The organism is Hornefia porci (genome assembly GCF_001940235.1).
Lineage (GTDB): Bacteria > Bacillota > Clostridia > Peptostreptococcales > Anaerovoracaceae > Aminicella > Aminicella porci.
Genome location: NZ_MJIE01000001.1, coordinates 892058 through 909008, shown reverse-complemented (window position 1 = coordinate 909008; position 16951 = coordinate 892058). Strand labels below are relative to the sequence as shown.

At 53.9% G+C, this 16951-nt stretch carries 15 protein-coding genes; 11 read left to right on the top strand and 4 right to left on the bottom strand.

Annotated features, from left to right (window positions below):
• Position 1: 1 nt before the first annotated feature.
• Both BHK98_RS04365 and BHK98_RS04360 read right to left on the bottom strand, forming a co-directional pair.
• Positions 2 to 1315, bottom strand: coding sequence for a polysaccharide pyruvyl transferase family protein (locus BHK98_RS04365; protein WP_075712361.1), 1314 nt, complete (start codon positions 1313 to 1315; stop codon positions 2 to 4).
• 183 nt (positions 1316 to 1498) lie between these two features.
• A complete protein-coding gene (locus BHK98_RS04360) occupies positions 1499 to 3256 on the bottom strand; it encodes an AMP-dependent synthetase/ligase (protein WP_075712360.1) in 1758 nt (585 codons plus the stop codon).
• A gap of 666 nt (positions 3257 to 3922) precedes the next feature.
• On the opposite strand from BHK98_RS04360, the gene BHK98_RS04355 reads away from it, so the two are divergent.
• The 9 genes from BHK98_RS04355 to aroQ all read left to right on the top strand — a co-directional run bounded on the left by BHK98_RS04355 (position 3923) and on the right by aroQ (position 13143).
• Complete coding sequence (locus BHK98_RS04355) at positions 3923 to 5458, top strand: IS1634 family transposase (protein ID WP_075712359.1); 1536 nt, start codon at positions 3923 to 3925, stop codon at positions 5456 to 5458.
• A 511-nt stretch (positions 5459 to 5969) separates the two neighbouring features.
• A complete protein-coding gene (gene aroF / locus BHK98_RS04350; RefSeq protein WP_075712358.1) occupies positions 5970 to 6971 on the top strand; it encodes a 3-deoxy-7-phosphoheptulonate synthase in 1002 nt (333 codons plus the stop codon).
• Complete coding sequence (locus BHK98_RS04345; RefSeq protein WP_075712357.1) at positions 6968 to 7837, top strand: prephenate dehydrogenase; 870 nt, start codon at positions 6968 to 6970, stop codon at positions 7835 to 7837. Before aroF ends, BHK98_RS04345 begins: the two co-directional genes overlap by 4 nt.
• A complete protein-coding gene (gene aroA / locus BHK98_RS04340) occupies positions 7834 to 9033 on the top strand; it encodes a 3-phosphoshikimate 1-carboxyvinyltransferase (RefSeq protein ID WP_075712356.1) in 1200 nt (399 codons plus the stop codon). Before BHK98_RS04345 ends, aroA begins: the two co-directional genes overlap by 4 nt.
• A gap of 3 nt (positions 9034 to 9036) precedes the next feature.
• Positions 9037 to 10071, top strand: coding sequence for a chorismate synthase (locus tag BHK98_RS04335; protein WP_075712355.1), 1035 nt, complete (start codon positions 9037 to 9039; stop codon positions 10069 to 10071).
• Positions 10064 to 11206, top strand: a complete 1143-nt coding sequence (locus tag BHK98_RS04330; protein WP_075712354.1) for a bifunctional chorismate mutase/prephenate dehydratase — start codon at positions 10064 to 10066, stop codon at positions 11204 to 11206. The genes BHK98_RS04335 and BHK98_RS04330 overlap by 8 nt, the downstream gene beginning before the upstream one ends.
• 14 nt (positions 11207 to 11220) lie before the next feature.
• Complete coding sequence (locus tag BHK98_RS04325) at positions 11221 to 11487, top strand: chorismate mutase (protein WP_075712353.1); 267 nt, start codon at positions 11221 to 11223, stop codon at positions 11485 to 11487.
• A 25-nt stretch (positions 11488 to 11512) separates the two neighbouring features.
• Positions 11513 to 12703: a shikimate kinase gene (locus BHK98_RS04320; protein WP_075712352.1), complete on the top strand. Its 1191-nt coding sequence runs from the start codon at positions 11513 to 11515 to the stop codon at positions 12701 to 12703.
• On the top strand, positions 12703 to 13143 hold the full coding sequence (gene aroQ, locus BHK98_RS04315) for a type II 3-dehydroquinate dehydratase (protein ID WP_075712351.1): 441 nt from the start codon (positions 12703 to 12705) through the stop codon (positions 13141 to 13143). The genes BHK98_RS04320 and aroQ overlap by 1 nt, the downstream gene beginning before the upstream one ends.
• Here the strand turns inward: aroQ and BHK98_RS04310 are convergent.
• Positions 13106 to 13879: a YibE/F family protein gene (locus tag BHK98_RS04310; RefSeq protein ID WP_075712350.1), complete on the bottom strand. Its 774-nt coding sequence runs from the start codon at positions 13877 to 13879 to the stop codon at positions 13106 to 13108. The two genes, aroQ and BHK98_RS04310, sit on opposite strands and share 38 nt — an antisense overlap.
• A complete protein-coding gene (locus BHK98_RS04305) occupies positions 13876 to 14991 on the bottom strand; it encodes a YibE/F family protein (protein ID WP_075712349.1) in 1116 nt (371 codons plus the stop codon). The genes BHK98_RS04310 and BHK98_RS04305 overlap by 4 nt, the downstream gene beginning before the upstream one ends.
• A gap of 101 nt (positions 14992 to 15092) precedes the next feature.
• Between BHK98_RS04305 and BHK98_RS04300 the strand changes: the two genes are divergently transcribed.
• Together BHK98_RS04300 and BHK98_RS04295 are read left to right on the top strand one after the other, a co-directional pair.
• Entirely contained in the window at positions 15093 to 16367 is a 1275-nt protein-coding gene (locus BHK98_RS04300) for an O-acetylhomoserine aminocarboxypropyltransferase/cysteine synthase family protein (protein ID WP_075712348.1), read from the top strand.
• 8 nt (positions 16368 to 16375) lie between these two features.
• Positions 16376 to 16951, top strand: coding sequence for a hypothetical protein (locus BHK98_RS04295; protein ID WP_075712347.1), 576 nt, complete (start codon positions 16376 to 16378; stop codon positions 16949 to 16951).

Genomic DNA, 16951 nt, shown 5'->3' with positions numbered 1-16951 from the left:
GCTACAGGTCGGCGTCCATTTTCTTTCTCGCCTGGATTATTTCCTTTCTTTCCTTCTGTGCCTGACCGTAGGCGCGGCTGATCAGTCTGCGCTTCAGCCGGTTGTGCGTGACGTAGGGCTTCACCGGAGCGTGGAAACGTGTGCGGCGAACCGCGAGGTCGTAAGGCGTCTGGTTTCCGCGGTACTGCTCAGAGCCGTCCCAGATGTGCGGGAGACCGTTTTCGTTCAGAAAATCCACATAATGAGCGAATCGCTCACGGTGTCCGCGGATGACGGAGGAAAAATCCGTCTCGTCATAGAGTGTGAAAAGATCCCGGATATCGTATGCTTCCCGGATTGTCCTGTGCGGAAGGTTGTGATATTCAGCCAGCTCCAGAACGCGCATATCCGGTGCGAAGATATAGGTGGGAACGCCGGACAGCACGCTGATGATGTTTCCGTGGATTCTGGTGCCGAAGGTGAAGTCGCCTTTTTTCATGAAATCAATCCAGGAGGGAACGTTCAGGAACCCGCGGATCCGGCCTGCCCTGCAGATCGGATCGTCCTTTGTGAGCGGATAAGTTCCCGCATCCTTATCGGCGTTAAGCTTGTCGATGGATTTTCCTGCGTACAGGAGCTTGAAATCATCGTAGTTCTGCGGCACGAACCAGTAATCCTCAAAGGGCTGAAGCAGCCGTTCGAGAAGATGATGTACTGCAGCGGGCAGCGCCAGCTTGCGGTTGAAATTGATCCGGCTGCGGGGCGTGAGGCCGTGCGGGCGCGGCGCAGGAAGATTCTCGCCGAACATGAACATGGACGGACATCCGATGATCTCGAAGTGGCGGCCTTCCGAAAAGCCGAGGTGATTCAGATATTTCGCCGTATATTCGCCGCGGATGCCGATGGTCGCGGAATGCTCCAGCACAGAGCTCACGAAAAGCTTCGCCTGCTCGTCCACCTCCGGCCGGGTGGAAAATTTACCGTTCAGATTCGCCTGACAGCCGACGCCGATGACGACGCAGGGGAGCTCCAGACGTTTCACCATGCGGCGAAGATTCGTCAGCTCCGTCAGAAATCCGGTTCGGAACGCATTGGCCAGAGGAATCACAAAGCAGTCGTACTGATTCTTCAGCCGGTCGATTTCATGATCGCGGAAGCCCTCGTTCCGCGTATTGATGAAATCGATCTGTGTGTCCTTCTTCATCAGCGCCCGCATGACTGAGGCCTGGAAAATCATATTTCCGGAATTCGATCCTATCGTGTTGTCCCGGATCAGCTCGCTGATCGTCGGGTTGGAAAGCGGGGAGCAGTTGCCCCTCATCAGAATTTTGGTCATCTGGTTCTCCATAAATCAAATTTCGGGTAAAAATTTACCGGTTATAAATTGCAATGAAAGTATTATATCATATCTGCACAGGTAAATGTAAGTGGAATTTTTTCCATTTCCTGCCTGACCTGCAGGGGCTGCCCGGGCAGACAGTCGCCTTCTCTGCAGCGTCTGCGCAGGCAGCGCCGCGTTTTATGCGTCGGACCCGGTTTCAACATACCGCTTGACCTTCCCGGTGGTTGTTTTCGCCATTTCCTGATCAGTCACCGTCAGACGGAGGATGTGCTTGTAATTCGGGAGCTCATCGTTCATCTTATCGATATCCCGGCGGATCAGCGTCTGGATCTTGCCGGGATCCCAGGTGCCGAAGTGATCGCGGAAATAGGCTTTGTCATATACGATCTTCGCGCACAGAGCAAGATCCTTATCGCTGCCGTTTCTGTGGCGCGGTTCGCTGTACACCATGTTCTCCCGGACATAGGGCAAATCGCTGATCCGGAGCTCAAGCTCTTCCGGATACACGTTTTTGCCGTTTTTCAGCACGATGACGTTTTTCCTGCGGCCGCGGATATAGAGGAAGCCGTCCCTGTCCACCGAGGCCAGGTCGCCGGTGTGAAGCCATCCGTCTGCGAGCGCGGCGGCAGTTTCCTCCGGATTATGATAATAGCCCTCCATGATGTTCGGGCCCCTGGCGACCAGCTCGCCGACGCCCTCTGCATCTGTGTCGATGATGCGGAGATCTACGCCGGGCATGGCCTTGCCGATGGAGCCGGCCCTGCGGCTGCCGGGATTTTCCGCGGCGAGTACCGGAGAGGCCTCCGTCATGCCGTATCCCTGCACCACGTTGATTCCGACAGCGTCAAAACCTCTGGCCGCGACGGGATCCAGGGGGGATGCGCCGCTGATGATGAACCGCAGGTCTCCTCCCAGCTGTTCAATGATATCGGAAAAGATCCGGCGGCGCCGGTCGATGTGAAGCCGCCGCAGAATACCGGAGATCCGCAGTCCCCTGCGGAAGATCTTATCCTTTCCCTGCTTATGGATACCGTTTATTATCTTTTTGTACATCGCCTCGATGAGAAGCGGAACGCAGACGAACACGGAAACGTGATACTCCGCGAGATTCTTCTGTACGTATTTCAGCCCGTCGCAGAAGGCGGTGGTGACGCCGGCCGCGATCATCAGGGTCTGTCCGGTGGAACCGAAGGTGTGGTGATACGGCAGAAACGCCATGTTGACGTCCCCGCGGCGGATGTCTTCGACCTGAAGCATCGCATAGATATTGCTGAGGATGTTGTTCTGACTCAGCATCACCGCCTTGGACAGATTCGTGGTTCCGGAGGTGAACAGAATAATGCTCATGGCCTGCGGATCGATGGGAAGACGGGAATAGTCCGTATCCCCGTTTTCCAGCGCCAGATAGCCTTTGTCCAGGATCCAGCGAAACGGTTCCGAGGAGTCCGAGTCATCCATGCAGATGAACGTTTCCACAGAGAGTTCGCTGCTTTCTGCCGCCCGGCGGACCAGAGAGCTGTGATCACGGTCAAAGATCAGGACGTCGCACCGGCTTCGCTCCAGAGAGGAGACCAGCTCCTCGCAGGGCAGTCCTTTGTCCAGCGGAACGCAGATTCCCAGTCCGCAGAGAACCGCGTAGTAGCTGACAAGCCATTCATAGCGGTTCTTGCCGATAATGGCGAAGCGCTTGCCGGCCAGTCCGGATTTCAGGAGCCCGGTTCCGAAGGCGTCCACGTCCCGCTTCAGCTCCCGGAAACTGATTCTCCGGTATTCGGCGGGACTGGTTTTCGTCGCGCGTTTTTCTTTCAGGATGAACGCGCAGTCATCCCCGTATGTATCTGCTGCGTATTGAAGCAGCTCGCGGAAATCCCGGTGCTCGACCGTCCTGTAGACGGGAGACAGCTGCGGGATCCGAACAGCATTCTCATATGTCATTGTTTGTTTCCATCCTTTATAAGTTTATTATATCACAAAGGTACTGGTGTATACAAGAAAACATCGTGAAAGGGTTTTGTGAAGAAACAACAAAAAAATATAATTTATTTGGGGAAATACTTGATTTTTATAGTCGCATGTGCTAAAGTAGGGTTAAATCAGGACGGTGACGGGGTTGCGCCGCGGGAAGCGGACGCCGGAGGACCGGAACCGGGAACGACCCGACTTTGCCACTTGAAGAGGTAAAAACAAACTAAAAATACATAAAAAAACATTGAAAATCCAGTATTTCTGCTGGATTTTTTCTTGCGTTTGTGATATAATTATATATAGAGTTATAGGTATGTAACGGAGGTGACTATGTTCGTTGAATGCTACAATAATAACGGAATTCCTTATCTCAGACTTGTTCGAAGTGTTCGCAGACCTTCAAAAAAAGATCCTTCCAAAATCACTTCCTACAAGCATACCGAACTATCGATCGGTCCTTTATCTCGTTTTGATGATGGTAAGCCGGACTATGTCAGACGACTGAAGCAGTCTTTTAAAGACGGGAAACCTTTAATTGATTCGCTGCTTCCTTACTGCAATGAGCCTTTGGTGCCTTCTAAACATGGGCTGTCAGATTCAACTGAACTCTTTCTACGAGAGTATGCACATCCGCGTATGTGTGCGCAGATCCTTCTGGATCCGATTTTTCATGACCTCGGACTGGCTTCCCTCATGGCAACGATCAAGCATAACTCCAGAATCACCTACGATCTTGCAAATTACATGCGGCTTCTGGTCTACGGAAGAATCTGCCGTCCGGCTTCGAAATTTGCTACTGCCCGCGAGAATGATGACTACTATGTACCATTGGTCAAGGATGACTCTTATGTCTATCATGTCTATGACACATTAGATGTCGTCTATGAAAATCGCTTTAAAATCATGCAGAGAATTAATTCGTCCATCATGAAAGGTATGGGCAGAGATACTTCTCTTCTGTTCTACGATGTAACGAATTTTTACTTTGAGATTGGTGATCCTGATCCTGAGGAAGAAGATGAAGCCGGCAACATCATTGGCAAAGGCATACGGCAGAACGGTGTTTGCAAGGAGCAGAGGAAGCAACCGATTGTCCAGATGGCGATGTTCCTTGATCGCAACGGCATTCCCATTTCCATCAATCTGTTTCCCGGAAATACCCTGGACCATCAGACGGCTGTTCCGACATATGATGAAACCGTTACGAAACTGGGGTTTTCCGGAAGATCCATATTTATCGCAGACAAAGGGATCTGCACAGGACCGATTATGTGCCGCCTTCTGGATGACGGCAACGGTTACATCATCAGCAAGAGCCTGAAAAAATCAACGAAAAATGACGTAGAATGGACACTGGATCAGGATGGATATACCGTTGTGGATGACAATTTCAAATTCAAATCCCGTATCATTACAAGGAAAGTCCGGGATGCGGAGGGGAATATCCGGACAATTCAGCAGAAATCCGTCGTTTACTGGAGCAGAAAATTCTATGCCCGCGATGTTGCCGAACACAGGAAGTTCCTTGACTTTATCAGGAAACTGAAGGACAGTCCGTCATCTTTTCGTGTCACCCATGCACAGGCCAGAAGTCTGAGGAGATTCCTGTCAAAAGACGTCGTGAACAAGGATACCGGAGAGATTCTGGATTCCGATAAACTGCTTGCAATGATCGATGAAACAAAACTGGAACAGTACACCTCACTCATGGGATATTACCAGCTTAGAACAAGTGAACTGGGCATGGACCCGCAGGAAGTCATTGATAAATATCACGGTCTTTCCAGAATTGAGGATCAGTTCCATGAAATGAAAGGCACTCTGGAAACACGTCCGATGTTTGTAAAAACCAAAGAACACATTCATGCGCATCTTCTGATCTGCATGATCGCATTGATCATGGTTCGACTGATTCAGAGGAAATATTTACTGAAAAATCCCAGATCCAAGAATGATGGCCGCAACTGGACCTATGGAATTTCCGGAAGACGTGTGCAGGAGGCTCTTCAGAAGTGGGGCGTGGTTCCTATGGGAGATGACAGTTATTGGTTTGCGAATGCAGATACAGAAGATGTATTGAAGATCCTGGATGCTTTTGACCTGAAGATTCCAAAGAAACTGTACTCCGATGGGGAGATCCGGAAATTGAAGAAGCAGATTAAAACGTTCTAGGATGAAATATTAAGTACGTCACATAATTCTAGAGAAGAAACTCCCAAAAGCGTGCAACTACACGCCTGTGGGAGTTTTTACTTCAAACAAGTGGCAAAGTCGGGTTATATCACAAAGGTACTGGTGTATACAAGAAAACATCGTGAAAGGGTTTTGTGAAGAAACAACAAAAAAATATAATTTATTTGGGGAAATACTTGATTTTTATAGTCGCATGTGCTAAAGTAGGGTTAAATCAGGACGGTGACGGGGTTGCGCCGCGGGAAGCGGACGCCGGAGGACCGGAACCGGGAACGATACAGAAAACGATATAACAGACGGAGATCAGTGATGAACAGATTCGGTTTTGCAGCAGAATACTTTTATTATTACTTTTGCTTTGGTAACAGAGGAAGAGCGTTTTGCTGTATGGAAAAGTAACAGTGACTGATCAGACAAGACTGATTCGCTAACCAGACCCTCTCAGCAAACGCTGCGGGGGTTTTTCTATGAGAACTGGAGGAGAAATCAAATGGTTACAGTTTTAAAGGCAGGTACTACAGAAGAACAGAAACGGATGCTGATTAAATGGTTTGAAGATCAGGGACTTCGTGTACACGAGTATGAGAACGACAACCAGACCGTGCTGGGTCTGATCGGCGATACCAGCGGAATTGATGTGGAGATGCTGGAGCTCCTCGATATCGTCGAGCATGTGGCGCTGATCTCAGAGCCGTTCAAGAAGGCGAACCGGAAGTTTCATCCGGAGGACTCGGTCATCGACGTCGGGGGAAGAAAGATCGGCGGCGGAAGCTTCGCGGTGATTGCGGGCCCGTGTTCGGTAGAGACGGAGGAGCAGATTATCGAAGTCGCAAAGGCGGTCAAAGCGTCCGGAGCCACGATGCTCAGGGGCGGCGCGTTCAAGCCGAGAACCTCGCCGTATGACTTTCAGGGACTGAAGGCGGAAGGGCTGAAGCTCCTTCTGGAGGCGAAGAGGGAGACGGGGCTTCCCATCGTGACGGAAATTATGAATCAGGATCATCTCGATCTGTTCGAGGATGTGGACGTGATCCAGGTGGGAGCGCGGAATATGCAGAACTTTGAGCTCCTGAAGGAGCTGGGGCGCACAGATAAACCGATTCTGCTGAAGAGGGGACTGGCGAATACCATCAAGGAACTTCTGATGAGTGCGGAATACATCATGAGCGGAGGGAATGAGAACGTGATTCTTTGTGAACGCGGAATCCGGACATTCGAGACCTACACCCGAAACACTCTGGATCTTTCCGTGATTCCGGTCCTGCATAACCTGACGCATCTTCCGGTGGTAGTAGATCCCAGTCATGCGACGGGGCATTCAGATCTGGTGGAGCCGATGGCCATGGCGGCGACCGCGGGCGGCGCGGACGGCCTGATGATCGAGGTGCATAACAATCCGCCCATGGCTTTGTGCGACGGGGCGCAGTCCCTGACGCCGCTGCAGTTTGATGAGACGATGAAGAAGGTGCGCAGGATCCGGGAGGTGGTAGCATGAAGGTGGGAATCGCAGGCCTGGGCCTGATCGGAGGTTCCCTCGGGAAAGCATACCGCAGCGCCGGCGTCACCGTATACGGGCAGGACATTGATCCTCTCACGACCCAGTATGCGCTGATGGCAGAGGCGATTGACGCAGAGCTTACCGACGGAAATATCCGGGAATGTGATCTGATTCTGATTGCAGTCACACCGGTACAGGCGGTAAAATGGTTTAAGGAGAATGCGGAGAAGATTTCCGGACAGACTGTTGTCATCGACTGCTGCGGAACCAAGCGGTACGTCTGCAGCCACTGCTTCCCCGTCGCCGCGGAGCACGGACTGACTTATATGGGAGGCCATCCCATGGCGGGAAAGGAGCGGGGCGGCATCAAGCACAGCTCGGACGATCTCTTCCGGGACGCGCCCTTTATTCTGGTTCCGGAGCATGCAGACGACATGGAACTGCTGATGAAGGTGAAGGGGATGCTGATGCTGGCAGGCTTCGGACGCGTGGGAATTACCACGGCGGAGGAGCATGACCGGGTCATTGCATTTACCTCTCAGATGCCGCATCTCGTGTCAAACGGATTCATAAAAAGCGACACCGCGCTGGCGGACAGCCAGATGATCTCCGCCGGGAGCTACCAGGACTTCACCCGTGTGGCATATCTGGACGAGAAGATGTGGTCTGAGCTCTTCCTGGAAAACAGAGATTATCTGACAAAGGAAATCGACGGCCTGATCGGGGAGCTGACCCGGTACCGCGACGCGATTGAGGACGGCGACCGCGGGCGTCTGGAGCAGCTGCTGGCAGAGGGCAAAAAATGCAAGAGTGCGGTGCTGGAGAAGTGCGGTCCCGCGCAGATCAACGGAGAACGAAATTGAGTATCATTATAGACATCATTCCTTCAAAATCATTCGCGCACAGGGCTTATCTGTGTTCGGCGCTGTCGGATCATCCCAGCCAGGTGATCTGCCGATTCACATCAGAAGACATCGAGGCCACACGGGAATGCGTGCGTGCGCTGCGGGAGGGAGAGTCCGTGATGGAATGCGGAGAGAGCGGCTCCACCCTGCGTTTCCTGCTTCCGGTCATGGGTGCGCTGGGGAGAAGAGGCGTGTTTATGACAAAGGGAAGACTGGCTGACCGGCCTTTGTCCCCGCTGCGGGAAGAGCTGGAGCGGCACGGGTGCAGGCTCAGCCCGCCCGGAGTCTCTCCGGTGACCATCGAGGGGCAGCTGACGTCCGGCGTATACGTTATTCCCGGAAACGTGTCCTCGCAGTTCATCAGCGGACTCCTGACAGCTCTGCCCCTTCTGCCGGGAAACAGCACCGTTGTGATTGAAGGCCCGCTGGAATCCTCCGCCTATGTGGATATCACCGCGGAGGTTCTGACGAGGTTCGGAATCGGCTGGGTCAAGAAGATCACCGGCGACGGATGCTGCTACGAAATTCCGGGCGGTCAGATGTATCAGGGCCCCCGGCAGTATGTGGTCGAGGGCGACTGGTCGAACGCCGCATTCTGGCTCTGTGCCGGAGTGATCGGGAAAGAGCCGGTGACGGTGCGGGGGCTGCGAAAGGATTCGCTGCAGGGGGACCGCAGGATTGTGGATATTCTGCGGGACTTCGGAGCGGAGCTTCGCTGGGATGGCAGTGAAATCACCGCGTTTCCCTCCCGTCTCACGGGAACGGAGGTGGACGTCTCGGGCGTTCCGGATCTGGCTCCGGTCATTGCGCTTGCGGCATCGGTGGCGTCCGGAAGAACGGACATCAACAACGCCGGGCGCCTCAGACTGAAGGAAAGCGATCGTCTGACCTCTGTCGCAGAGTCGCTGAACGCGCTGGGAGCACGGGTAAGAGAAAAAAAGGACAAGCTTGTGATTCGCGGTTCCGGCGGAGCGAGTCTGATCGGAGGCTATGTGAAGTCCTGGGGGGATCATCGCATCGTGATGATGGAGGCCATGGCGTCGCTGGTATGTGAGCACAAAGTAATCATCAGAGGAAAGGAGGCCGTCAGCAAATCCTGGCCCGGCTTTTTTCAGGAGCTGGAACGGGCCGGACTGGCGGGGAATCTGAAGTAGAATATGGCATCAGAATTTGGAAAAAACATCAGAGTTTCGATTTTCGGGGAATCTCACGGTGCGGCCGTCGGCGTCAGCATCGACGGGATGCCGGCGGGAGTTTCCGTCGATATGGAGCGGCTTCAGCATTTTCTCGACCGGCGGGCGCCGGGGCGGAGTCGGTTTACGACAGCGCGAAGGGAGGAGGATCGTCCGGAGTTTCTCTGCGGAATACGGGGCGGAGTGACCTGCGGCACTCCCATTACCGCCATTATCCGAAACCGCGATACCCGGTCGGGAGATTATTCGCAGATGGAAAACATTCCCCGTCCGGGGCATGCGGATTACGCCGCGAGAATGCGGTACGGCGGCAATGAAGACTGCAGAGGCGGAGGTCATTTCAGCGGACGTCTGACGGCTCCGCTGTGCATCGCGGGCGGAATCTTTCTTCAGGCCCTTGAAGCGGAGGAAATTACAGTTCGTGCGAGGATACTGGAAATCGGCGGAAATGCGGAAGACCCCCGCGGTGAGATTGAGAAGGCCATGGCGGAGAAGGATTCTGTGGGAGGAATCATCGAATGCGTCGTGGACGGGATGCCTCCCGGAATCGGCGATCCCATTTACGACGGCCTGGAAAACCGTATTTCCCTCGCCGTATTCGGAATCCCGGCCGTAAAGGGAATCGAGTTCGGCAGAGGCTTCGAGGCCGCCAGGCTCCGGGGAAGCGAAAACAACGACGCATTTTACTTTGACGGCGGGACCGTAAAGACCAGAACGAATAACCACGGCGGGATCCTCGGAGGTATCTCCAGCGGAATGCCCATCGTGTTCCGCGTCGCCGTCAAGCCGACGCCATCCATAGGGAAAGAACAGGACAGCATCCGATATGACACGGGGGAGAACGTGAAAATGACAGTGCAGGGACGTCACGATCCCTGTATCGTACCCAGAGCGGTTCCCTGCGTGGAAGCGGCCGCCGCGATGGCGATTTACGATCTGACGGCCGGCGAAATCAGACCGGAGAGGGAATACAGAATGGAGGACAGGAATAATGAATGAAATTTCGGACTATGAAAAAAGGATCAGTCAGGTCGATGATGAAATCATGCGGATGCTGAAGGAGCGTCTCGCGCTTTCGGAGGAGGAGGCCCGTCTGAAGAAGGAGAAGGGCCTTCCCGTTCACGATCCCGTGGCAGAGCGCCGGAAGCTGGAGGATATCACCGCCCGCGCGCCGGAGGATATGGCTGTCTATACGAAGCTGATGTATAACACGCTGAATGAGCTGACAAAGGATCATCAGCGCAAGGTGGTGCTGGAGGATACTCCTCTTGTGAAGAAAATCAAGAAAGCCTGTGAAACCACGCCGAAGGTGTTCCCGGAGCGGGCGCTGGTGGCGTGCCAGGGGGTACAGGGGGCTTATCAGCAGCAGGCCTGTGACAAACTGTTTTCTACTCCGAAGATCCTCTATACGAAAAATTTCAACGGCGTTTTCGCCGCCATCGATCAGGGACTGTGCCAGTACGGCGTGCTTCCGCTGGAAAACAGCACCGCAGGTTCGGTCAATACGATCTACGCTCTGATGACAAAATATAATTTCTATATCGTCAGAAGCGTCCGTCTGAAGATCAATCACTGTCTCCTGGCAAACAAGGGAGTGCATCGGGATGAAATACGCGAAGTTTTCTCTCACGAGCAGGCGATTCTGCAGTGCGAGGACTATCTCAAGAACTTCCGTGATGTGAAGGTGACCGTGTGTGCGAATACGGCAGAGGCGGCGGAGCTTGTCTCCCGGTCGGAGCGCAGAGACGTTGCGGCGCTGGCCTCCTATGAGTGCGGCGAGCTTTACGACCTGGACTGCCTGGAGGAATCTGTGCAGGACAGCGGGAATAATTACACGCGCTTCATCTGCATCAGCAAGAACCTGGAAATCTATCCGGGCGCCAATAAAACCTCGCTGATGCTGACGGTTTTCCACAGGCCCGGCTCGCTGTACAATGTCCTGGCCCGTTTTTACGCGCTTGACATCAATCTGTTCAAGCTGGAGAGCCGTCCGATCCCGACGCGGGATTTCGTGTACCGGTTCTATTTCGACATCGAGGCGGAGGCGTATTCCGAAAAATTTATCCGTCTGATGAATCAGACGGAGGAGCTCTCGCAGGAGCTGCGTTATCTTGGAAGCTACAGTGAAATCTGACAGTGAGGAAGGGTATGGGACTGACCGAATACAGAGAAGAAATCGACGCGATCGACCGGCAGATCGTGGAGCTGTTTCAGCAGCGGATGCGTGTGGCGGGAGATATTGCCCGCTGCAAGCAGGAGACGGGCGCGCCCGTTCTGGACAGAGACCGGGAAACAGAAAAAATGCGTCAGATAGGTGAACTTGCAGATGAAAATATGGCACAATACTGCAAAATGCTGTATAATAAGATACTGGAGATGAGCCGCGATTACCAGCGGCGTCTCCTGGACCGCTAATGCCGAAAAGACATGGAGTAGATATATGTATAAGTTCGCACTGATCGGCGGCAGACTGGGACACAGCTATTCACCGCTGATTCACAGCAAATTCGGGGACTACGAGTATGAACTCTGCGAGGTGGAGCCGGAGGATCTGGAGACACTGCTCCGATCCGGACTCTACGACGGATTCAATGTGACGATTCCGTACAAACGGAAGGTGATGGAGCTCTGTGATGAGATCAGCAACGACAGCCGGAGGATCGGAAGTGTCAACACCATTGTCCGGGATGACAGCGGCAGGCTGACCGGCTATAATACGGACTATTTCGGATTCCGCTATATGCTGGAAACGAACCGTATCGATCCGGGAGGGCAGAAGTGCGTGATTCTCGGATCCGGCGGCTCCTCACACACAGTAAGAACCGTGCTGGAGGATCTGGGAGCGAGGGAGATCGTCACTGTTTCCAGAACCGGTGAGAACAATTACGAGAACATGGACAGAAATTTCGACGCGCAGATCATCGTCAACACGACGCCGGTGGGAATGTATCCGAACAACCTGGTGTCTCTGGTGGATCTGGACCGGTTCCCTGACTGCCGCGGCGTGGTGGATTTAATCTACAATCCGAACCGAACCAAGCTGATCCTGGACGCCATGGAAAGAGAAATCCCCTGCACCAGCGGTCTCGAGATGCTTGTGGCGCAGGCATGGGAGGCAAGTGAGCTGTTTCAGGGAACGGAAATTGACCCTGAAGAAATCCCCGTCGCGGTAGACGAGGTGAGGGATGCGATGCTGAACAAAATCCTGATCGGGATGCCCGGCTCGGGCAAGACCATGCTGGGGCGAAAGATGGCGGAGCGCATGGGCCGGGAATTTGTGGACATAGACGACATGGTGGCAGAGAGTGAGGGAATGAGCATCCCCGAAATTTTCGAGAAGAAGGGCGAACCCTATTTCCGCCGTGTGGAGACAGAGATGCTGCGGAAGGCGTGCATGCGCCGGGGGCTGGTGATCGCCACGGGCGGCGGTATCGTCAAGAACAAAGTAAACTACAATATTATCCGGCAGAACGGCAGTGTGATCTGGATCAAGCGGGATCTGGACAAGCTGGAAACCGACGGCAGACCGCTTCTTCTGACGACCCCCGTGGAGATTCTGTACGATGAACGCAGGGACGCCTATGAAAGCTGGAGCGACTACTATATTGACAATAATCAGGAGATGAGATAATGAAGGTATTTGTTATCAACGGGCCGAACCTCAATATGCTGGGGATTCGGGAGCCGGACATTTACGGAAAAAAGACCTATCAGGATCTCCTCCATTACATCGACGGAGCGGCGCAGGCTCTGGATGTTACGGTGGAATATTTCCAGTCCAATCATGAAGGGGATCTGGTGGACATGATCCAGAACGCGTATGGGCACGCGGACGGCATTGTCATCAATCCGGCTGCCTATACACATACCAGTATCGCGATCCTGGATGCGCTGAAGGCGGTCGGACTGCCTGCGGTGGAGGTGCATCTCTCCGATGTGGATCAGCGGGAGGATTTCCGCCGGGTTTCCTTTGTACGCGACGCATGCATCGGAACCATAGCCGGAAAAGGCTTCGACGGATATGTGGAGGGAATCAAGCTTCTGCTGAATCACCGCAATGCTCGCGAGTGATCATGACCGCGCCCAGAACGGTTGCGACAGGGACCGCCAGGCAGCAGCCGATGCCGCTGATGGAGATGGTGATCAGCTCCCGGGAGAGAGACAGACTGTTCAGTACCGTTGTGAAGGAATAATCCGTGAGGTACTGGATGAACAGCGTCATGTATTCCGCAATATAGATGTAGAAAATCGTATGGATGGACGTACTGAGGACCGCTTTGCTGACTGTGAACGAGGATTCGATCAGAGCACGCAGAGGAAGGTCCTTATTGTTTGCCCGGATTTCGTAGATTGCAGCGGTAATGGCGACCGCGGTATCGATCACCGTGCCGATAAGTGCGATGAACATGATGGAGATCTGCAGGGACAGCATGCTGATTCCGATGTTCCGGGTATAGCCGTTAGAGTCGGTGATTTCATACTGCTCTTCGGGGATGCCGGAGGCGTTCGCGTGCAGTGCGAACCAGTAGACCAGCGGAATCATGATTAAAATCACAGCCAGAACGGACAGGAAGGAGGCGCGTGACTTGACGCCGCCCTCATTCTGATAATACAGCGTGATTCCTGTAATCAGCACGCAGCAGCCGATGGTGACCGGAACCGGTGAAACGCCGCGGTCGATCAGAAAAACTGCCGCAAGCAGCAGTCCGGCGTTCAGAACCGTGGTTACTATGGAGCGGGAGCCTTTGTCGCCGCTGATCAGCAGGATCAGAACGATGAGAATCGCAGTGAGTATTCCGAGTATCATTGTGTCATTCTCCTTCTGTAATAATATACGGCGACAGATGCGGAAACCGGAATCGCCAGTACGACGCCGATGGAGCCGGTCAGGAAGCGGGCCAGCTCAAAGAAGATGTTGTAGCGGATGACGGTCTGCAGGCCGATCCCGTTGCGCAGTGAGAGCAGGAAAAAGGGGAGGCTGGCGGCGATGTTGGTGAAAAACATCAGTCCGATCATCGTGCCGATCAGGTCGTCCCCGACAGCTCTGCAGGAGGCAATGAAATCTCCGCGGCCGGGGGCCTGACCTGTTTCCGCGATCTGATCCACCGTCATAACCATCGTGACGACTACATCCATGACTGCGCCCAGACAGCCGACCAGAATCTCGGACAGGAAGATGAGATTTGCATCCCGCTGTTCATAGGGCTGGTTCAGATAGTCCATGAAGTCGTAATCCACCCGCCCGCCGAAGCGGATCACCGCAGCCGCGATGAGTGTTGTAGCTGCGACGGTGACCAGGGTGGCGACAAAGGAAATCCAGGTTCGTTCGCTTTTTCCGTACATGAAAAACAGCAGCATGGCGGTAAAGAAGACGGTCATCGGAATCGTGGCGACCAGCATATTGATTCCTCTGGTATACAGCATCAGCACGACATAGAACGCCGCCATATTCAGAACCAGACTCAGGATTGTCAGCGCGCCCCGCCTGCCGCCGATGAGCAGGAACAGTCCGAATAAAATCGTGAGAATCGTGATGACGAGGGCATCCCGTTTCGTTCCGGTCACAGTACCCGTCAGACCGTCGCCAGAGGCCTTCAGTGCTTCGACAAAGATGAAGTCGCCGGCGCTGTACTCGGTGTCGTAGACTCCTGAGCTGGTGAAGGACGCGGTCAGCGTCACCGTTTCACCTTTGTGAGAGCCGTTCTTCATGACCGCCGTAATCGTCTGACGGTAATATTTTTCGCGGAAGCTGCGGGAGCCGTCCGTTCCGGTCCGGGAACCGGTGTATTCGCTGCGGACCTTCGTGATTCTTGCGACGCCCGTTTTGTACAGGAACGCATCGTTGGTCGTGAAAATCCATACGGCGCAGACCACAGCGATAAAAATCAGAATTTCAGGAATGAGTCTTTTTTTATTCATAAGCGGTATTATACACCGCTCGTGTTATATTTGCAATCAGCCCCCGAATGGTATAAAATATTTAGTTGTACAAGAATTTACGATAGGGAGGCTACGCATCGATGAGAAAAGAAACAAAGTGCATTCAGGCGGGATATACGCCGGGGAACGGTGATCCGCGAATGATTCCGATTATCCAGAGCACGACCTTCAGATATGACAGCAGCGAGGCGATGGGAAAACTGTTCGACCTGGAGGCGGAGGGCTACTTTTATACGCGTCTTCAGAACCCGACGAACGATATGGTGGCCGCCAAGATCGCGGCGCTTGAGGGAGGGACTGCGGCAATGCTGACGTCCTCCGGACAGGCGGCGTCCTTTTTCGCGGTTTTCAATATAGCGGGCGAGGGGGATCATGTGATCTCCTCCTCCACAATCTACGGAGGAACATTCAACCTCTTCAACGTGACCATGCGCAGAATGGGCGTGGACTTCACCTTTGTCGACCCCGACTGCTCCGCGGAAGAGCTGGAGGCTGCCTTCCGGCCGAATACAAAGGCGGTGTTCGGCGAAACCATCGCCAATCCGGCGCTGATCGTACTCGACATTGAGAAGTTCGCTGATGCGGCCCACGCTCACGGCGTTCCTCTGATCATAGACAACACCTTCGCCACGCCCATCAACTGCAGACCCTTTGAATGGGGCGCCGACATCGTGACCCACTCCACAACGAAGTACATGGACGGCCACGATACCTCCGTAGGCGGCTGTATTGTAGACAGCGGCAATTTCGACTGGATGGCTCACAAAGAAAAATTCCCGGGTCTCTGCACTCCGGATGAATCCTATCACGGAATCACCTACGCAGAAAAATTCGGGAAAGAGGGCGCTTTTATCACAAAATGCACCGCGCAGCTGATGCGGGATCTGGGAGCCATTCAGGCTCCGATGAACGCGTTTTTCCTGAATCTGGGACTGGAGTCGCTGGACGTGAGAATGAAACGTCACGTGGAAAATGCGCAGAAGGTCGCGGAATTCCTGGAGAAAAACGAGAAGGTGGCCTGGGTCAATTATCCGGGACTTCCGGGAAACAGATATTATGACCGGGCGAAGAAATATATGCCGGAGGGCACCTGCGGAGTCATTTCCTTCGGTATCCGCGGAGGACGCGCCGCTGCGGAGGAATTCATGAAGCATCTGAACGTGGCGATCATCGCGACGCACGTGGCAGACGCCCACACATGTATTCTGCACCCGGCGAACTCCACACATAAGCAGCTGACGGACGAGGAACTGACCGCAGGCGGAGTGGGACCGGATCTGATCCGGCTTTCCGTAGGAATCGAGAACGCGGATGATATCATCGATGATCTGGCGCAGGCACTTGCGGAGGTTTAAGAACGGTTATGGAGAACAGAAAGCAGCTGGAAGGGCTGATCCGCGAATACTTCGAGGAGATCCTTCCGAAATATAAAGAAGTGACTGTGGCGGCCGCGAACGCAGGAAAAAAGCTTCCGGTGTTTCATAAGACGGATTTCAGCGGCCATATTGAGAACTTCCGGCAGATGAAGGCCGCGGCGCAGGAACTGCTGCCGGCCGCAGAGAAAATCGATATCCCTGCGCTGGCGCAGGAGGAGCAGACTGCCGCCCGGGCGCTTGTCGCGAGTCTGCGCGATTTCATCCTGCTCTGCGAGCGGAACATGTCTCACTATGACCTGATGGACCGTCGGCAGTACCGGAAAAATCACGTCTCCATGGAAGACTTCAGGCTGTCCGTGACCGGAGTCAACGCGGCGATGATGAAATCAGTAGAGTCGTTGAACGCTCTGGAAACAGCCAATCACGTTCTTCACGGGGAACCGGTGCGGCAGGACCCTGATCCGGAGTACGAGACAGACGGAGATACGGTTTCGGATGACGAGCAGGCTCAGAACCGCGGGCAGGATTCTGAAGAGGACGCGAACGAACAGAACGGAGAATAA

What these genes read in the sequence shown, in the direction of transcription:
- BHK98_RS04365 (WP_075712361.1), bottom strand. Translation starts at nt 1,315, where the DNA reads ATGACCAAAATTCTGATGAGGGGCAACTGCTCCCCGCTTTCCAACCCG.
- BHK98_RS04360 (WP_075712360.1), bottom strand. Translation starts at nt 3,256, where the DNA reads ATGACATATGAGAATGCTGTTCGGATCCCGCAGCTGTCTCCCGTCTAC.
- BHK98_RS04355 (WP_075712359.1), top strand. Translation starts at nt 3,923, where the DNA reads ATGTGTGCGCAGATCCTTCTGGATCCGATTTTTCATGACCTCGGACTG.
- aroF (WP_075712358.1), top strand. Translation starts at nt 5,970, where the DNA reads ATGGTTACAGTTTTAAAGGCAGGTACTACAGAAGAACAGAAACGGATG.
- BHK98_RS04345 (WP_075712357.1), top strand. Translation starts at nt 6,968, where the DNA reads ATGAAGGTGGGAATCGCAGGCCTGGGCCTGATCGGAGGTTCCCTCGGG.
- BHK98_RS04335 (WP_075712355.1), top strand. Translation starts at nt 9,037, where the DNA reads ATGGCATCAGAATTTGGAAAAAACATCAGAGTTTCGATTTTCGGGGAA.
- BHK98_RS04330 (WP_075712354.1), top strand. Translation starts at nt 10,064, where the DNA reads ATGAATGAAATTTCGGACTATGAAAAAAGGATCAGTCAGGTCGATGAT.
- BHK98_RS04325 (WP_075712353.1), top strand. Translation starts at nt 11,221, where the DNA reads ATGGGACTGACCGAATACAGAGAAGAAATCGACGCGATCGACCGGCAG.
- BHK98_RS04320 (WP_075712352.1), top strand. Translation starts at nt 11,513, where the DNA reads ATGTATAAGTTCGCACTGATCGGCGGCAGACTGGGACACAGCTATTCA.
- aroQ (WP_075712351.1), top strand. Translation starts at nt 12,703, where the DNA reads ATGAAGGTATTTGTTATCAACGGGCCGAACCTCAATATGCTGGGGATT.
- BHK98_RS04310 (WP_075712350.1), bottom strand. Translation starts at nt 13,879, where the DNA reads ATGATACTCGGAATACTCACTGCGATTCTCATCGTTCTGATCCTGCTG.
- BHK98_RS04305 (WP_075712349.1), bottom strand. Translation starts at nt 14,991, where the DNA reads ATGAATAAAAAAAGACTCATTCCTGAAATTCTGATTTTTATCGCTGTG.
- BHK98_RS04300 (WP_075712348.1), top strand. Translation starts at nt 15,093, where the DNA reads ATGAGAAAAGAAACAAAGTGCATTCAGGCGGGATATACGCCGGGGAAC.
- BHK98_RS04295 (WP_075712347.1), top strand. Translation starts at nt 16,376, where the DNA reads ATGGAGAACAGAAAGCAGCTGGAAGGGCTGATCCGCGAATACTTCGAG.